At 64.3% G+C, this 12941-nt stretch carries 9 protein-coding genes; 1 reads left to right on the top strand and 8 read right to left on the bottom strand.

Annotation, left to right across the window (positions count from 1 at the left end):
- Positions 1-20: 20 nt before the first annotated feature.
- The 4 genes from GAU_RS07465 to GAU_RS07450 all read right to left on the bottom strand — a co-directional run bounded on the left by GAU_RS07465 (position 21) and on the right by GAU_RS07450 (position 3968).
- The gene (locus GAU_RS07465; protein WP_012682951.1) at positions 21-869 is read right to left on the bottom strand and encodes a carboxypeptidase-like regulatory domain-containing protein; all 849 of its coding nucleotides are present in this window, start codon (positions 867-869) and stop codon (positions 21-23) included.
- An 85-nt stretch (positions 870-954) separates the two neighbouring features.
- The gene (locus tag GAU_RS07460) at positions 955-1386 is read right to left on the bottom strand and encodes a CHRD domain-containing protein (RefSeq protein ID WP_012682950.1); all 432 of its coding nucleotides are present in this window, start codon (positions 1384-1386) and stop codon (positions 955-957) included.
- Between the two features lie 45 nt (positions 1387-1431).
- Positions 1432-2544 (bottom strand): bifunctional chorismate mutase/prephenate dehydrogenase, encoded by a 1113-nt coding sequence (tyrA, locus tag GAU_RS07455; RefSeq protein ID WP_012682949.1) that lies wholly within the window; start codon positions 2542-2544, stop codon positions 1432-1434.
- Between the two features lie 95 nt (positions 2545-2639).
- The gene (locus tag GAU_RS07450) at positions 2640-3968 is read right to left on the bottom strand and encodes a YncE family protein (RefSeq protein WP_156798943.1); all 1329 of its coding nucleotides are present in this window, start codon (positions 3966-3968) and stop codon (positions 2640-2642) included.
- 52 nt (positions 3969-4020) lie between these two features.
- On the opposite strand from GAU_RS07450, the gene GAU_RS07445 reads away from it, so the two are divergent.
- Positions 4021-6063 (top strand): Ig-like domain-containing protein, encoded by a 2043-nt coding sequence (locus tag GAU_RS07445; RefSeq protein WP_169307623.1) that lies wholly within the window; start codon positions 4021-4023, stop codon positions 6061-6063.
- Between the two features lie 121 nt (positions 6064-6184).
- Here GAU_RS07445 and GAU_RS07440 read toward each other — a convergent pair whose 3' ends face one another.
- From GAU_RS07440 to miaB, 4 genes are all read right to left on the bottom strand, one after another.
- Complete coding sequence (locus GAU_RS07440) at positions 6185-7780, bottom strand: acyl-CoA mutase large subunit family protein (RefSeq protein ID WP_012682946.1); 1596 nt, start codon at positions 7778-7780, stop codon at positions 6185-6187.
- Positions 7781-7855: 75 nt separating this feature from the next.
- Positions 7856-8938 (bottom strand): class 1 fructose-bisphosphatase, encoded by a 1083-nt coding sequence (gene fbp / locus GAU_RS07435; RefSeq protein ID WP_012682945.1) that lies wholly within the window; start codon positions 8936-8938, stop codon positions 7856-7858.
- Positions 8939-9124: 186 nt separating this feature from the next.
- Positions 9125-11455: a DNA internalization-related competence protein ComEC/Rec2 gene (locus tag GAU_RS07430; protein WP_012682944.1), complete on the bottom strand. Its 2331-nt coding sequence runs from the start codon at positions 11453-11455 to the stop codon at positions 9125-9127.
- Positions 11456-11567: 112 nt separating this feature from the next.
- Positions 11568-12923, bottom strand: coding sequence for a tRNA (N6-isopentenyl adenosine(37)-C2)-methylthiotransferase MiaB (gene miaB / locus GAU_RS07425; protein WP_012682943.1), 1356 nt, complete (start codon positions 12921-12923; stop codon positions 11568-11570).
- Between the last annotated feature and the right edge of the window lie 18 nt (positions 12924-12941).

Here is a 12941-nt window from a genome sequence, read left to right as displayed (position 1 = left end):
CTGCCTGTCGTTCAGTTGGTTCAGTTGTAGCCGTCGCGAGTCCAGAACGCGACCGCACCACAGCGACGATCGGGTCCGCCGAACTGTGGCGGCATAGTCGCCGCGCCGGAATAGACCTCGATCCCAGCGATCTGCTTGGGCGGGGGCAGCAGATCGAGATTGAAGTTCTTCGGCAGGATGATGCCGTCCAGCAGTACCTGCATGGCGCAATTGGCGCCAACGCCATCGCTCATGCCGGCCCCCTCACGACGGGAATAGACTTGCGTCCCACCCCAGAGCTGCGTGGTCACCTGAGACACTTCCACGCCGCGCATGTAGCGCAGGAAATCGGCGGTGGCCAGCGAACCGCGGCGCTCGATCTCTTCCTGGGTCACGAACTGTCCGACCCCCTGCTGACGCCGCTGCTCGAACTCCCGCATACGCATCGTGACCCGAGTGCCACGGATACGCATGGTGTCGAGCATGTTGTTCGAACGCTCGAGCACATAGCTCAGGCGCAACGTATCGCGCGCCGGCACCTCGATCATGCCGGAGGTCGGCGCAAAGCCGATGCGACGCACAATGAGCAGGTACTGCCCTGGTGGCACCTGCAACATGCGAAAGCGGCCATTCTCGGAGGTCACGACCCGTGCGCCGGTGCCGACCACCGTCACATCCGCCGAGTTGAGCGGCCGGAGCAACGAGTCGGTCACCACGCCATCGAGTACGGAGAAGCGGGACTCGTCTGACGTCACCTGCTTCACCGCTTCCTGACGGGCGCGGTCGCGAATGGTGGTCTTGGACTGGGCGCCCGCCACGGCAGGAGCGAGCAACGGCAGGAGCACGCCGACGGCGGCCGCGAGGCGCCGAGAGGACAGAGAAATCTTCATGATGAAATCTACACGAATGAGGGGACGTGGTTTCAGGTGTTTCGCCTGACCTCGCCCCCTCTCAGCCCGTCACGCAGGGCCCACCCTACTTGGCCAGATCCCCACAGGCCACAATGATGCTCATGGCCGCTGCGGAATCGTGAATATTCACGTAGTAGGTGGTGGTATCCGCCGGCGTCGCGGCCACCGTGGCCTTTGCCTCACCATGCCCCTTGGCGTCGACAATGATGGGCGAGTAGGCCCGCCCGCCACCAAAGACCCCACCGCTCTTGGCGCAACTGCCGGTGTGGATATGCCACGGACGCGTAGCCCCCGGTGTGTCGCCGTCGATGGTGACCTGCACATCGACCCCCTTGCCGTCGGCGGTGGGCTTCACGGTGGCCGAACCGGTCACCTTGCGGCCATCCTTGCCGGCGAGCTTGGCGGTCCAGTCAGCGACCGGCACACGGGTCGCGGCGATACTGGTGAGAAAGACGGCCGGGACCAGCAGTCCGGCGAGACGAAAAGAAGAGCGCATGGTGGCTCCGGTTAGGCGGGAAAAAGGCAGAACAACATGGGAAATCTATTGCCGTTCCACGATCCGGTCGATCAGGAAACTCGACTGCTCCAGCGCTTCCGAGGTGAAATCGCCGAAGAATGCCCGCACGTCCTGAAAGAGTGACGTGAACGCGGCCTGGTCACCGTCGGCGATCACGCGGGCAAGCTCCTGCACCGCCGCACCAAACGCCGCGGTCACATCACCGGTGCGCGGATTCCGCATCTCGATCGAGCCGTACAGCGCCGGGTCCTGCGCAAAATGCCGCGCCGCCACGTACAGCTCGAGCAGGTACGCCGGTGAGGTGAATGGCATGGTCTCCGCCAGCGGCACGCCGATGCGGGCCAGCGTGAGCCCCAGCACCTGCGTCTGGAAGTGGGTGAGCACCTGCACCACCGACATCGCGCGGTCGTGCTGCTCCGGCGTGGTCTCGGTCACTACGAGCCCCCGCGCGGCCAGCGTACGTGAGACCCAGTCGGCCCACGTATCCCCGCGGCCGCGACACACCACCACGCGCTGCCCCTGCACCGTGTGCACGCTGGGGCCGAACATGGGATGCGTGCCCACCACACTCGCCGTGGTCGATTCGAGCATGGCCCGCATAGGCGCTTCCTTGATGCTCGTCACGTCCATCAGCAACGATTCGGCACGCACATGCGGGCCGACCTCGCGAATCACGCGCTCCGTCAGTTCGATGGGCACACTGATCACCGTGACATCCGCGGCAGCGGCCGCCTCGGCGCCGCGCAATACCGTATCGGTGTCCACGATCAGCAGTTGATGGCCCACATCGGCAAAGAGTCGCGCGACAAGCCGCCCGATCTTGCCGTGCCCACCGATGATCGCCACGGTACGGGGTGCCTGATCGAGTGGCACTTCGGCACGCAGCGCGGCTTGCTGATCGCGGCTCGATCTCAGCAACAGCCGGAAGATCGATTCCACTTCCCCCGCGGGCAGGCCGAGTTCGGCCGCGTGCTCGTGCCGATCGCGCAGCACCTGCTGCTCGCGCTGCGGATCGCGAATGCGCAGGCCGTGCTGTCGTTTCCACGACGCCACTTCCGCCACCAGCGCTTTGCGACGGGCAATGATCTGCAGCAGGTCACGATCGAGGGCATCGATCATGGCCCGTACGACAGGCAACGGCCGCGGATGCGCCGCGGCCGTGCTGTCGTTCGCTGTCTGCTCGTGTCCCGACGCGGATGAATCGCGCGCGGGGTCGTGGTCGGGAGCGATACTCAGTTGCTCATCTTCCAGAAGGTGATGCCGCTGGCCTGCTGACCCACATCCACCGTGCCGACCTTGGCGCGGGCCTGGAGATCGATCACGTCGACCTTGCCGGGCTGCGCGCCCTGTCCTTCGCTGCTCACGAACGCATAGCGCGAATCGGGTGACAGCGTGACGCCGTGTGCCAGGCGATTGGACGTCGGCACCACCCCAACGCTGGCGCCAGTGGCGAGATCATAGATCTCGACGGCGTTGCCCTGCTTGAGCGTGGCCACCATCAGTGCGCCATCCGCGGTCACGGCCAGATTGTAGACGCCACGACCGGTCTTGATGCGACGCGTGAGTGTCCACTCCTTCGTGTCGACTTCGAGAATTTCATCGGCCTTGTTGCAGGCCACGAAGATCTTGTCGCCTTTGGCCGACGGCTGCGCCCAGGTGGGCGAACACGACGCGGGCGTGCTCATGTCGTGTTTTTCCATGCCCATGCCGGCACGTCCCACCTGCGCCGGATCGATCACCGGGCCGGCCGGCTTGACCGCAGGCGCCGCACCACCTGCGGCATGCGCGCTGTGGTCCATGGCGCCGTGATTCATGCCCGCCATCGTGCCGGCCGTGAGTGGCAACGGGCCTTCCTTGCCCTTCGCCAAACTGAAACGACGCGACACTTCGAATGCACGTGTGTCCACTTCCACGAGCTGATCATCCATCATGCAGGTGGAATACTGGTGATTTCCGTCGAGCGACACGCGGCTGCCATGTGGCATCGTGCAGGTGACGATGCGTGCGACTTCCGTGCCGTTCGGCGTGTACACCACCGAAACACTCGACGGAATCATGTCGCCGTGCAGATTGAAATTCACCGAGAGGGCATACAACCCATCGGGCGTGACGTCGATGGACGCCGGAAAGTTGCCGAGCGAGACACCCGGGCCGACGAGTGTATCGGGCCCGAGTTCGTACTTCCAATACTTGCCATCGGGTGTGCCATGACCGGTGGTCATGTACAGGTACTTGCCGTCTGCCGAGATCTGGAGACCGTGTGGTCCTTCCATTTCGGCTGCGAGTTCCCCGATCGGAATTGCCTTCTCAACGGCGGCACCGGTGGGACCGAACCGCACGCGATAGATGTGATCAGCCGACTCGGCGCCGACATACACCCAGTAGTTCTTCGTCGGGGCCGCAGGAGCACGCACCGCAGCCGGCTGGGCCTGCGCCGCGAGGTCGGTGGCCAGTACACCCATCGTGGAAAAACACGCGACACCAGCAACGAAGACCCGTGCGGAGCGCGTTAACCCAGGTGTACGCGAAAGCAACTTGCGGGTGCAGATATCGGAAGGCATGATGGCAGTCTGGGACAACGCTCGACTGATCTTTCCCACTGGAGACAACAGCATGAACTTAGCGCGCAACCTGCGGTTCGTCACACTGGCCACCGCTGTGGTACTCGCGGCGCCGGCAATGGTGCCGACCCTGCTTGGCGCTCAGCAGCAGGCAGCGGCGAGTGCCGCCGTGGCCCGTCTGGTCGCCAATCCCGCCAAGGTGACCATCCGCGCTGGTGAGTCACAGGCGCTCACTGTCACTGCATACGATGCAGCCGGCAACGTCGTTGCAGACGGCCAGGTGCGTGTGGTGGGACCGCGTCAGGCATTTGCCGTGAGCAACGGGCAGATCCGCGCGTTCCGTGCCGGATCGTACACGGCCAGCGCGACGGCGATGGGCGCCAACGGTCCGATCACGCTCGACATTCCAGTCATCGTGAGTTGGCCGGCGCTGTCGAAGCTGACCATCACTGCAGATTCCGGTCGCCTCTACACCGGCATTTCCATTGGGCACAAAGTGGCCGGCGCACACGCCGACGGCAGCCCGCGGCACGGTCTGGTGGCTACGTGGCGCAGCAGCAATCCGACCGTGGCATCGGTGGATCGTTTTGGCACCGTGACGGGCCTCAAGGCCGGTACCGCGGTCATCACCGCCGAATCGGAGGGGGTGACGGCCACGAAGAATTACACGGTGGCCACGAACCCGGTGACGCGCATCGCGCTCGACATCAAGGAAGACGTGATCCTGACCGGTCAGGTCGTGCACCTCAATGCCACGGCGCGCAACGCCGCTGGTGCGGTGGTGAAGGATGCACCGATCACGTGGAGCTACACGTACATCCCGGACGATACCACGGCGGCACCGGGTGGTCCTGGCATCGTCGACTGGGGTCGCTTCACGCCGAACTACCCGGGTCGTTTCACGCTGCTCGCCACGTCGGGCAATGTCACCGCGCGCAAGGTGCTCGAAGCCAAGCCGCGTGATGTGGTGCGTCGCATCACCGTCACCGGCCGCGGCGAAGTGAACACTACCGCCACGTCGGACTTGTGGCCGTACGCCGGCAAGGATGGTCGTGACTATTGCCTCGTGGGTACCTGGGGCGGCGATGGCTATGCGCTCGTGTTCGACATCACGAACATGGACAACATCGTCAAGACCGACTCCATCAAGATCGACGCTCGCACGATCAACGACGTGACCGTGTCACCCGATGGCCGCTACGGCGTACTGGCCCGTGAAGGTGCGTCGAATCGCGTGAACGGGGTGGTCATTCTCGATCTGGCCAACCCGGCGCATCCCAAGATCGCCAGCTCCTTCGATCAGGAACTCACGGGCGGCGTGCACAACATGTTCGCCACGAATGACTACCTCTTCGCCATCTCCGGTGGCCAGAAGTATGTCATCATCGATGTGAAGGACATTACGAAGCCGAAATACGTGAGCGAATACCAGCACCCGAATGCCCGTATCCACGATCTGTGGGTGCACGATGGCATCGCGTACTCGGCCCAGGGCGGAGCCGGCGCGGTGATGGTGGACGTGGGCAACGGCAAGTGGGGCGGGACGATCGAGAAGCCGAAACTGATCAACGTGTTCGCGATCAATTCCGGTCACGAGATTTACCCGTACTTCCAGAAGTCGACGGGCCGTGTGTACCTGTTCCTCGGCGACGAGGAGATGAATCGTGCCGGTCGTGTGTGGGAAGGCACCAACTACCGTTCGACGCTGGGCACACCGGGTGGTGTGGCGCAGACATCCGGTGGGTACGTGCACATCGTGGACGCCACAGACCCGATGAACCCGCGCAAGGTGGGTCGCTATCACCTCGAAGACTACGGCGCTCATGACATCATCGTCGAGGACGACGTGCTCTATCAGGCGTACTACGATGGCGGCGTGCGCATCGTGGACGTGAGCGGTGAACTGATGGGGAACCTCGCCGACCAGCGTCGCGAAATTGCGGTGTTCAAACCGATGGATCCGAAGGCCTTCACGGCCAACGCCTCGTTCGTGATGAACGCCATGCCGTGGAAGGGTCGCGTGCTCTTCACGGATTTCAACTCCGGCTTGTGGGCGGCAAAGCTGGAGCCCAAAACGAATCCGGTCACTCCCTGATCAAGGTGGATGAACAAAGCGCCCCGCATGCATTGCATGCGGGGCGCTTTGTTTCCGGGGGGCTCGGGCGGGTGAGCTCGATGACTCCCGCTTCCATCTCCTCGCCTCACCCATCCACAAGCTACATGCTGGGCTGATATCGGCCCCAGACCTTCTCGAGCGTGTCGGCGATTTCACCCACCGATGCACGCGCCCGCACCGCGTCGATGATGAGCGGCATGAGCTCTGCACGCGGTCCGCTGTGGCCGGTGTCGTATTGCGGCGCCACCTCAGCCAGGCGCTGCAATGCCGTTTCCACCGCGTTGGCATCACGCTGCGCGCGCACGGCAGCGAGGCGCGAGACCTGGTCACGCTCGAGGGCCGAGAAGTCCGGTGCGGGAATGATCGGCGGATCCTGTCCGTCGCCAAACTTGTTCACGCCCACCACCACATTCTCGCCCGCTTCCACGCGCAGTTGATACTCATAGGCGCTGCGGCCGATCTCTTCCTGGAAGAATCCGGCACGAATGGCCTCGGCGGCGCCGCCCATCTCGTCCACACGGGCGAGCAATTCCACGGCCCGCTTTTCGATTTCGTCGGTGAGCTGCTCCACGTACCAACTGCCGGCGAGCGGATCCACCGTCTGCGCCACACCACTTTCGTAGCCCACGATCTGCTGCGTGCGCAACGCCAGTGTGGCCGCTTCGGCAGTGGGCAGCGCCAGTGCTTCGTCGTAACCGTTGGTGTGCAGCGACTGCGTGCCACCCAGCGTGGCAGCGAGAGCCTGCACCGTCACACGTACGATGTTGTTGAGCGGCTGCTGTGCCTGCAGCGTCACGCCACCCGTCTGTGTGTGGAAGCGCATGCGGCAGCTCTGATCGTTGCCACCAAAGCGCTCACGCAGCAAACGCGCCCACAGACGGCGTGCGGCTCGGAACTTGGCCACTTCTTCGAACAGGTCGTTGTGTGCCGCGAAGAAAAACGACAGGCGCGGCGCGAATACGTCGACGGGCAGGCCGGCGTTCACGGCCTGCTGCACATACTCGAGTGCATCGGCAAACGTGAAGGCCACCTCCTGTACGGCCGTCGCACCCGCCTCGCGGATGTGGTAACCACTGATGGAGATCGGATTCCACTGCGGCACTTCGGCCGCGCAGAACCGGAACATCTCCGCCGTCAGCGCGAGCGAAGGCGCGGGCGGATAGATGTAGGTACCACGCGCGATGTATTCCTTGAGGATGTCGTTCTGTACCGTGCCCGACACCTTGTCACGCGAAATTCCACGCTCCTCGGCCACCACGATGTACATCGCCAGCAGCGTGGATGCCGTGGAGTTGATGGTCATACTCGACGACACCTTGTCGAGCGGAATGCCATCGAGCAGCACATGCATGTCCTCGACGGTGTCGATGGCCACGCCCACACGGCCCACCTCACCCAACGCACGCGGTGAGCTCGAATCGATGCCCATCTGCGTGGGCAGGTCGAACGCCACCGACAGGCCTGTCTGGCCAGCGTCGAGCAGCAATTTGAACCGCTCATTGGTGGCCTTGGCGGTGCCGAAGCCCGCATACTGGCGCATGGTCCACAGGCGCCCGCGATACATCGAGGGCTGCACGCCGCGGGTGAACGGGAATTTGCCCGGATCGCCCAGATCCTGGGCGTAGTCGGTGGTCACATCGGTGGGGCGTACCACAGCCGCCACCGGAATTCCGGAGGGTGAGAGTCGCTCGCTCATGCGTGCCAATCTAGTGGGGAGGCAAGCAAAACCGCCGCCTCGTTGCCAAGGCGGCGGTTGCAGACCTGCGGGAAATCAGACCGTCGGAACGGGCGCCGGTGCAACCGGACGGTGGGCACTGCGCCGCTCGGGGATGCCAGGAGCCACGAACTTGGGCAGCGGGAACTCGCTCACCAGGTCCACCTCGTCCTTGCTGCCGAGATACAGCGGCGTGCGCTGGTGCAGTTCGGTGGGCTGGACGTCGAGGATGCTGCCGTATCCGTCACAGGCCGCGCCGCCCGCCTGTTCGGCGATGAACGCCAACGGGTTGGCCTCGTACAACAGACGCAGCTTCCCATTGGGTGACTTGTTGTTGGCCGGATAACAGAAGACACCACCGCCAAGCAAGTTGCGATGGAAGTCGGCAACGAGCGAACCCACGTAGCGCACATTGAGCGCCTTACGCTCGCCATCGAGCCCGCGATAGCGACGCATCAGCGCACGCGTGGGTTCCGGCCAATCCTGTTCATAGGCGTCGTTCACCGACAGGTAACGCGCCTGTGCCGGGATGCGGATGTTCGGGTGCGACAGCAGGAACTCACCGATCGACGGATCGAGTGTGAAGCCGTGCGCGCCCTGCCCCGTGGTGTACACCATCATCGTGCTCGAGCCGTACAGGATGTACCCTGCCGCCACCTGGCGACGACCCGGCTGCAGCAAGTCTTCCATCTCGCCGTGCGAGCCCCTCGTGATCTTGCGGAACACGGAGAAGATCGTGCCCACGGGTACGTTCACGTCGATGTTGGAGGAACCATCGAGCGGGTCGAACAACAACACGTACTTCCCGGGGCGGAAGCCTTCGGGGATGTGGATGATGTCCTCTTCTTCCTCGGACGCCATCGCGCACAGGCGACCACCGTGATCAAAAGCCTTCACGACAATTTCGTTGGCGATCACGTCGAGCTTCTGCTGCACCTCGCCCTGCACATTCGTATCGCTGGTGGCGCCAAGAATGTCCGCGAGTCCGGCGCTGCGCACCTTGTTGGCGATCATCTTGCCTACGAGCGCCATGTCGTAGAGGATGCCGGAGAGCTCACCCGTGGCATCCGGGAACATGCGCTCCTGTTCGATGATGAATCGCTCGATGGTGACGACCGACGTCGCGGTGTGCTTGACCACAGCAGAACTCCACGGTGAATGCTCGGAGGGATCGTCTCACACACATGAGACGAACAGGTCGGCGCAGTGGCGGTCGCCAACCGGGAGGGTACGCCAGTAAGCTGGCCCGAGGCAGCAAGCTCCGGCAAGAGCAGCCGGCAACCGTGCTACCCAAGAGCATCGGAAAGCGGTCTCCGGTATCCGACTTCAGTGACCCACGACGGGCCACCGCTCTCCCCGACTCTCCACTTCCAGCCGGCGACCGTCTGATCGCACGATGATCGAACCCTCGAGGTCGGTTCGAATGAGCGGGATTCGGTGTTTCAGAAACAACTCCACCGTTTCCGGTGCAGGATGCCCGTATCGATTGCCGGTGCCCAACGACACCACCGCCAGTCGTGGTGAGACCGCCTCGAGGAAATGCGGGGTGGAACTCGTGCGACTACCGTGATGTCCCACCTTGAGCACATCGACCCGTAGGGCCGCATCTCCCCACCGCTGTCGCACCCACGTTTCTTCTTCCTGTTCGGCGTCGCCGGTGAGCAGGAATCGATGTTGGCCATACTCCACCCGCACCATCACCGATGTTTCGTTGGCGTCGGTTTGGCGAGTGGTCCACATCGAGTCCGGTGCGAGCACCGTGAATCGCACACCGTCAAGCGTGAGAGTCTCTCCCGGTCGTGCACGTTGCCATCGGGTACCGACATCGGCCACGGCCGCCAGCGCGTCGCGGTACCCCTGGCTGGTGGTGATGAACGCGGGTTCCCACCACAGACGCGGTGCGAGAGCGCGCACAACCGTCGCGGCGCCACCCGAATGGTCATCGTGTGCATGCGACAGCACGAACAACGCCACATCACCACCACGCCGCCGCACATAGGGCACCACAACACGCCGGCCCGCATCACCACCCTGCCACCGCGGACCGGCGTCGACCAGCACCCAGCGTCCACGTGGAGTGCGCAACGCCACGGCGTCGCCCTGCCCCACGTCCAGCACGTGCATCTCGAACTCACCGGACCCACCGCGCAGCAGCGAGGTCCAGAATGCCACCACGAGCGCGGCGACCGCGCCGATCCACCATCGCATGCCACGCGCTGCTGCCGCGCCGCGCACCACACATGCCGCCGCCACGCCACTACCCAACACCGTGAGCAGTGATGGAGCCACTGGCAGCACCGCACCCGGCACATTGGCGGCTGCACCGGCCAGCGCGTCGAGCAATGCCATCAGCGGTTGCGTGGCGTCGGCCACGAATGCGCCCGCACCGGGAATGGGGGCCACCAGCAGGGCGAGAAACAGCGCCGGCTGCAGCAGTGTGATGATGGCACCACCGGGCAGGTTGGAGAGCGGCGCGATGAGACTGATGCGCCCGAATGTCCAGGCGATGATGGGCGCGGTGACCAGCGTGGCCACGATGCCGGTGAAGATCTCCTGCACGAACCAGCCGGTGACACCCCGACGTGTCCCCAGCCAGGACATCAGTGCGGCGGCCCCCGGACCGGCGTGTCGATGCCGTTGCGCATGGGCGCGCCATCGTCGTCGCAGACCGCGCGCCGCCACCAGCGCAGCCATGCCCCCGACACTCAATTGCCAACCCAAGTCCACCACCACCAGTGGATCCAGCGTCGGGATGACGGCCCCGAGAGCCAACGCGGTCCATTCATGCACCGGACGCTGCATCTGTGTGGCGATGGCCATCACGCCGAGCATCACGCCACTGCGTACTGCTGGTGCGGGAAACCCGAGCAGTGCCACATACCACGTGACCAGCACCAGCGAGGCGGGAGCCAGCATCGTGTGCGGAATGCGCAGCAGGCCTCCCACCGCCAGAATCGCCGATGCGATGATCGCGACATGCATGCCCGACACCGACAGCATGTGCACCAACCCCGCATCTGCATACAGATCGCGAATCTCCGGCGCGATGCCATCCTGGTCGGCGATCAGCAACGCGCGCACCAGTGGCGCACGCAAGCGAAAGAGGGTGTCGATGGTCTCACCGATCGCCGCGCGCCATGCGACCAGACGATCGACCTGCAGGGGCGGCCCCAACACGGCCTGATCGACCCGCACGCCGCGCATCGTTGGCAAGGTGGTTCCTGTGAAGGACGTCAGGGAACCAGCGCGTGCAATCACCGCATCGGCGTTGGAGGCCGTACCACGGAACCAGCCAATGACCCGACATCGAGGCGCAGATCGCCGCTCACGCACTTCGCCGCGTACCGTGCTGCGTGGCGAGGGCGTGTCATGCAACAACACCCACCGCTCACCCGGCCGCGAGAGCAGCGCCTTGCAGGCCTCCCGCTCCTGCAATGCCGACGATGCGACCAGCAGTCCAGCCGGTACCAGGCCCACGGCGGCGAATCGCGATGCACCGGCGGGGGGCACCGCCCAGCCTCCGCCGATACGCAGCAAGGTCGCAACCACACCCACTGCGACCACCACCCACCACATCATGGAGAGCGGCACACCACCGCTGGCGCCGAGGTAGAGCCCAACGAGCCACCACCAGACGGCGTGAATGAGCAAAGGCATGGCGACACCCTACTGCGGTGTCATCATGCCTCTGTCATCGATTCTTTGCCCCCGCACCCATCAGAACGCGCAGGCTCAACGGCGGCGCGCCGATGACGCTCGACCGACCGGACTACACCGCCATCGGCAGCGGCTTGCGCTCACGACGTCCGGCGGCCGCATCCGCGACCGGTGTGCCGGTGAAGGTGGCGCCGGTCGTACCGGTCAACTGCACCCGGAGATAGTCACCAATCTTGCCCGCATCGGCTGGCACCATCACGGTCTTGAAGTCGCGCGAACGTGCCTGCCACAGTTCGCCATCGCGCGCGAGCTTCTCGATCAGCACTTCCACCGTGTCGCCCAGGCGCTTGAGATTGTTCTCGCGCGAGATGCCACGGACCGTCTTCACGAGCCGATCAAATCGCGCCGCCATCACATCATCCGGGATGGTCCAATCGGCCGGCATGCGGGTGGCCGGCGTGCCTTCGCGTGGCGAGAACTTGAACATGAAGGCATCGTCGAAGCGCACTTCCTGGCACAGCGACAGCGTGTCCTCGAACTCCGCATCGGTCTCCCCCGGAAAGCCCACGATGATATCGGTGGTGAGCGACAATCCGGGAATGGCGGCACGCATGCGGGCCACACAGTCGAGATACTCCTCGCGCGAATAACGACGCAGCATGCGCTTGAGCATGCTGGTGGAGCCACTCTGCATCGGCAGGTGAATGTGCTCGCACACCGTGGCCACCGACGCCATCGCGTCGATCACCCGGTCGCTGAAGTCATTCGGATGCGGGCTGGTGTAGCGCACACGACGAATGCCATCGACCGCGCCCACCGCACGCAGCAGGTCGGCAAAATCGTGTGTGCCGTCGGTGTAGGAGTTCACCGTCTGGCCCAGCAACACCACTTCGCTGAGCCCCTGCTCCACCACCTGCTGCACTTCGCGCACCACGTCGTCCAATTTGCGGCTGCGCTCGGGGCCCCGCGTAAACGGCACGATGCAGTAGGTGCAGCGATAGTCACAGCCACGCTGCACGGGAATCCAGGCCTTCACGCCTTCGAACCGACGCGCCACCACATCCTCGTAGTGCTCTTCGAGGTCGAAGTCGGTGGCGGTGAACTTCTCGCCACGTCGCGCGCCATCGAGCAGCGCAGGCAACGCGCGATAGCCATCGGGGCCCACCACCAACGAGACATGACGGGCCTGCTCGAGCACGCGCGGTCCAAGGCGCTGCGCCATGCAGCCCGTGACACCGACGATGGTGTCGGGCTTCATGTATCGACGCAGTTCGCCGAGACGGCCGATCACGCGCGTCTCGGCGTTTTCACGAATCGCGCAGGTATTGACGAGGATGACATCCGCGCCGTCTGGAGCGTCCACAGGCTCGTATCCATGAGCCACCAGCTTGCCGTACATCAATTCCGAATCGGCCACATTCATCTGGCAGCCGTACGTCTCGATGTACACCGTGGGTTTTTTCGTCATTACACCTCCTGCCTGCTC

The sequence above is a fragment of the Gemmatimonas aurantiaca T-27 genome (genome assembly GCF_000010305.1).
Classification (GTDB): Bacteria; Gemmatimonadota; Gemmatimonadetes; order Gemmatimonadales; family Gemmatimonadaceae; genus Gemmatimonas; species Gemmatimonas aurantiaca.
Note: the sequence above shows the minus strand (reverse complement) of the source record. Positions and strands in the feature narration are given on the sequence as shown.

What these genes read in the sequence shown, in the direction of transcription:
- miaB (WP_012682943.1), bottom strand. Translation starts at nt 12,923, where the DNA reads ATGACGAAAAAACCCACGGTGTACATCGAGACGTACGGCTGCCAGATG.
- GAU_RS07460 (WP_012682950.1), bottom strand. Translation starts at nt 1,386, where the DNA reads ATGCGCTCTTCTTTTCGTCTCGCCGGACTGCTGGTCCCGGCCGTCTTT.
- GAU_RS07430 (WP_012682944.1), bottom strand. Translation starts at nt 11,455, where the DNA reads ATGCCTTTGCTCATTCACGCCGTCTGGTGGTGGCTCGTTGGGCTCTAC.
- GAU_RS07445 (WP_169307623.1), top strand. Translation starts at nt 4,021, where the DNA reads ATGAACTTAGCGCGCAACCTGCGGTTCGTCACACTGGCCACCGCTGTG.
- GAU_RS07465 (WP_012682951.1), bottom strand. Translation starts at nt 869, where the DNA reads ATGAAGATTTCTCTGTCCTCTCGGCGCCTCGCGGCCGCCGTCGGCGTG.
- GAU_RS07450 (WP_156798943.1), bottom strand. Translation starts at nt 3,968, where the DNA reads ATGCCTTCCGATATCTGCACCCGCAAGTTGCTTTCGCGTACACCTGGG.
- GAU_RS07440 (WP_012682946.1), bottom strand. Translation starts at nt 7,780, where the DNA reads ATGAGCGAGCGACTCTCACCCTCCGGAATTCCGGTGGCGGCTGTGGTA.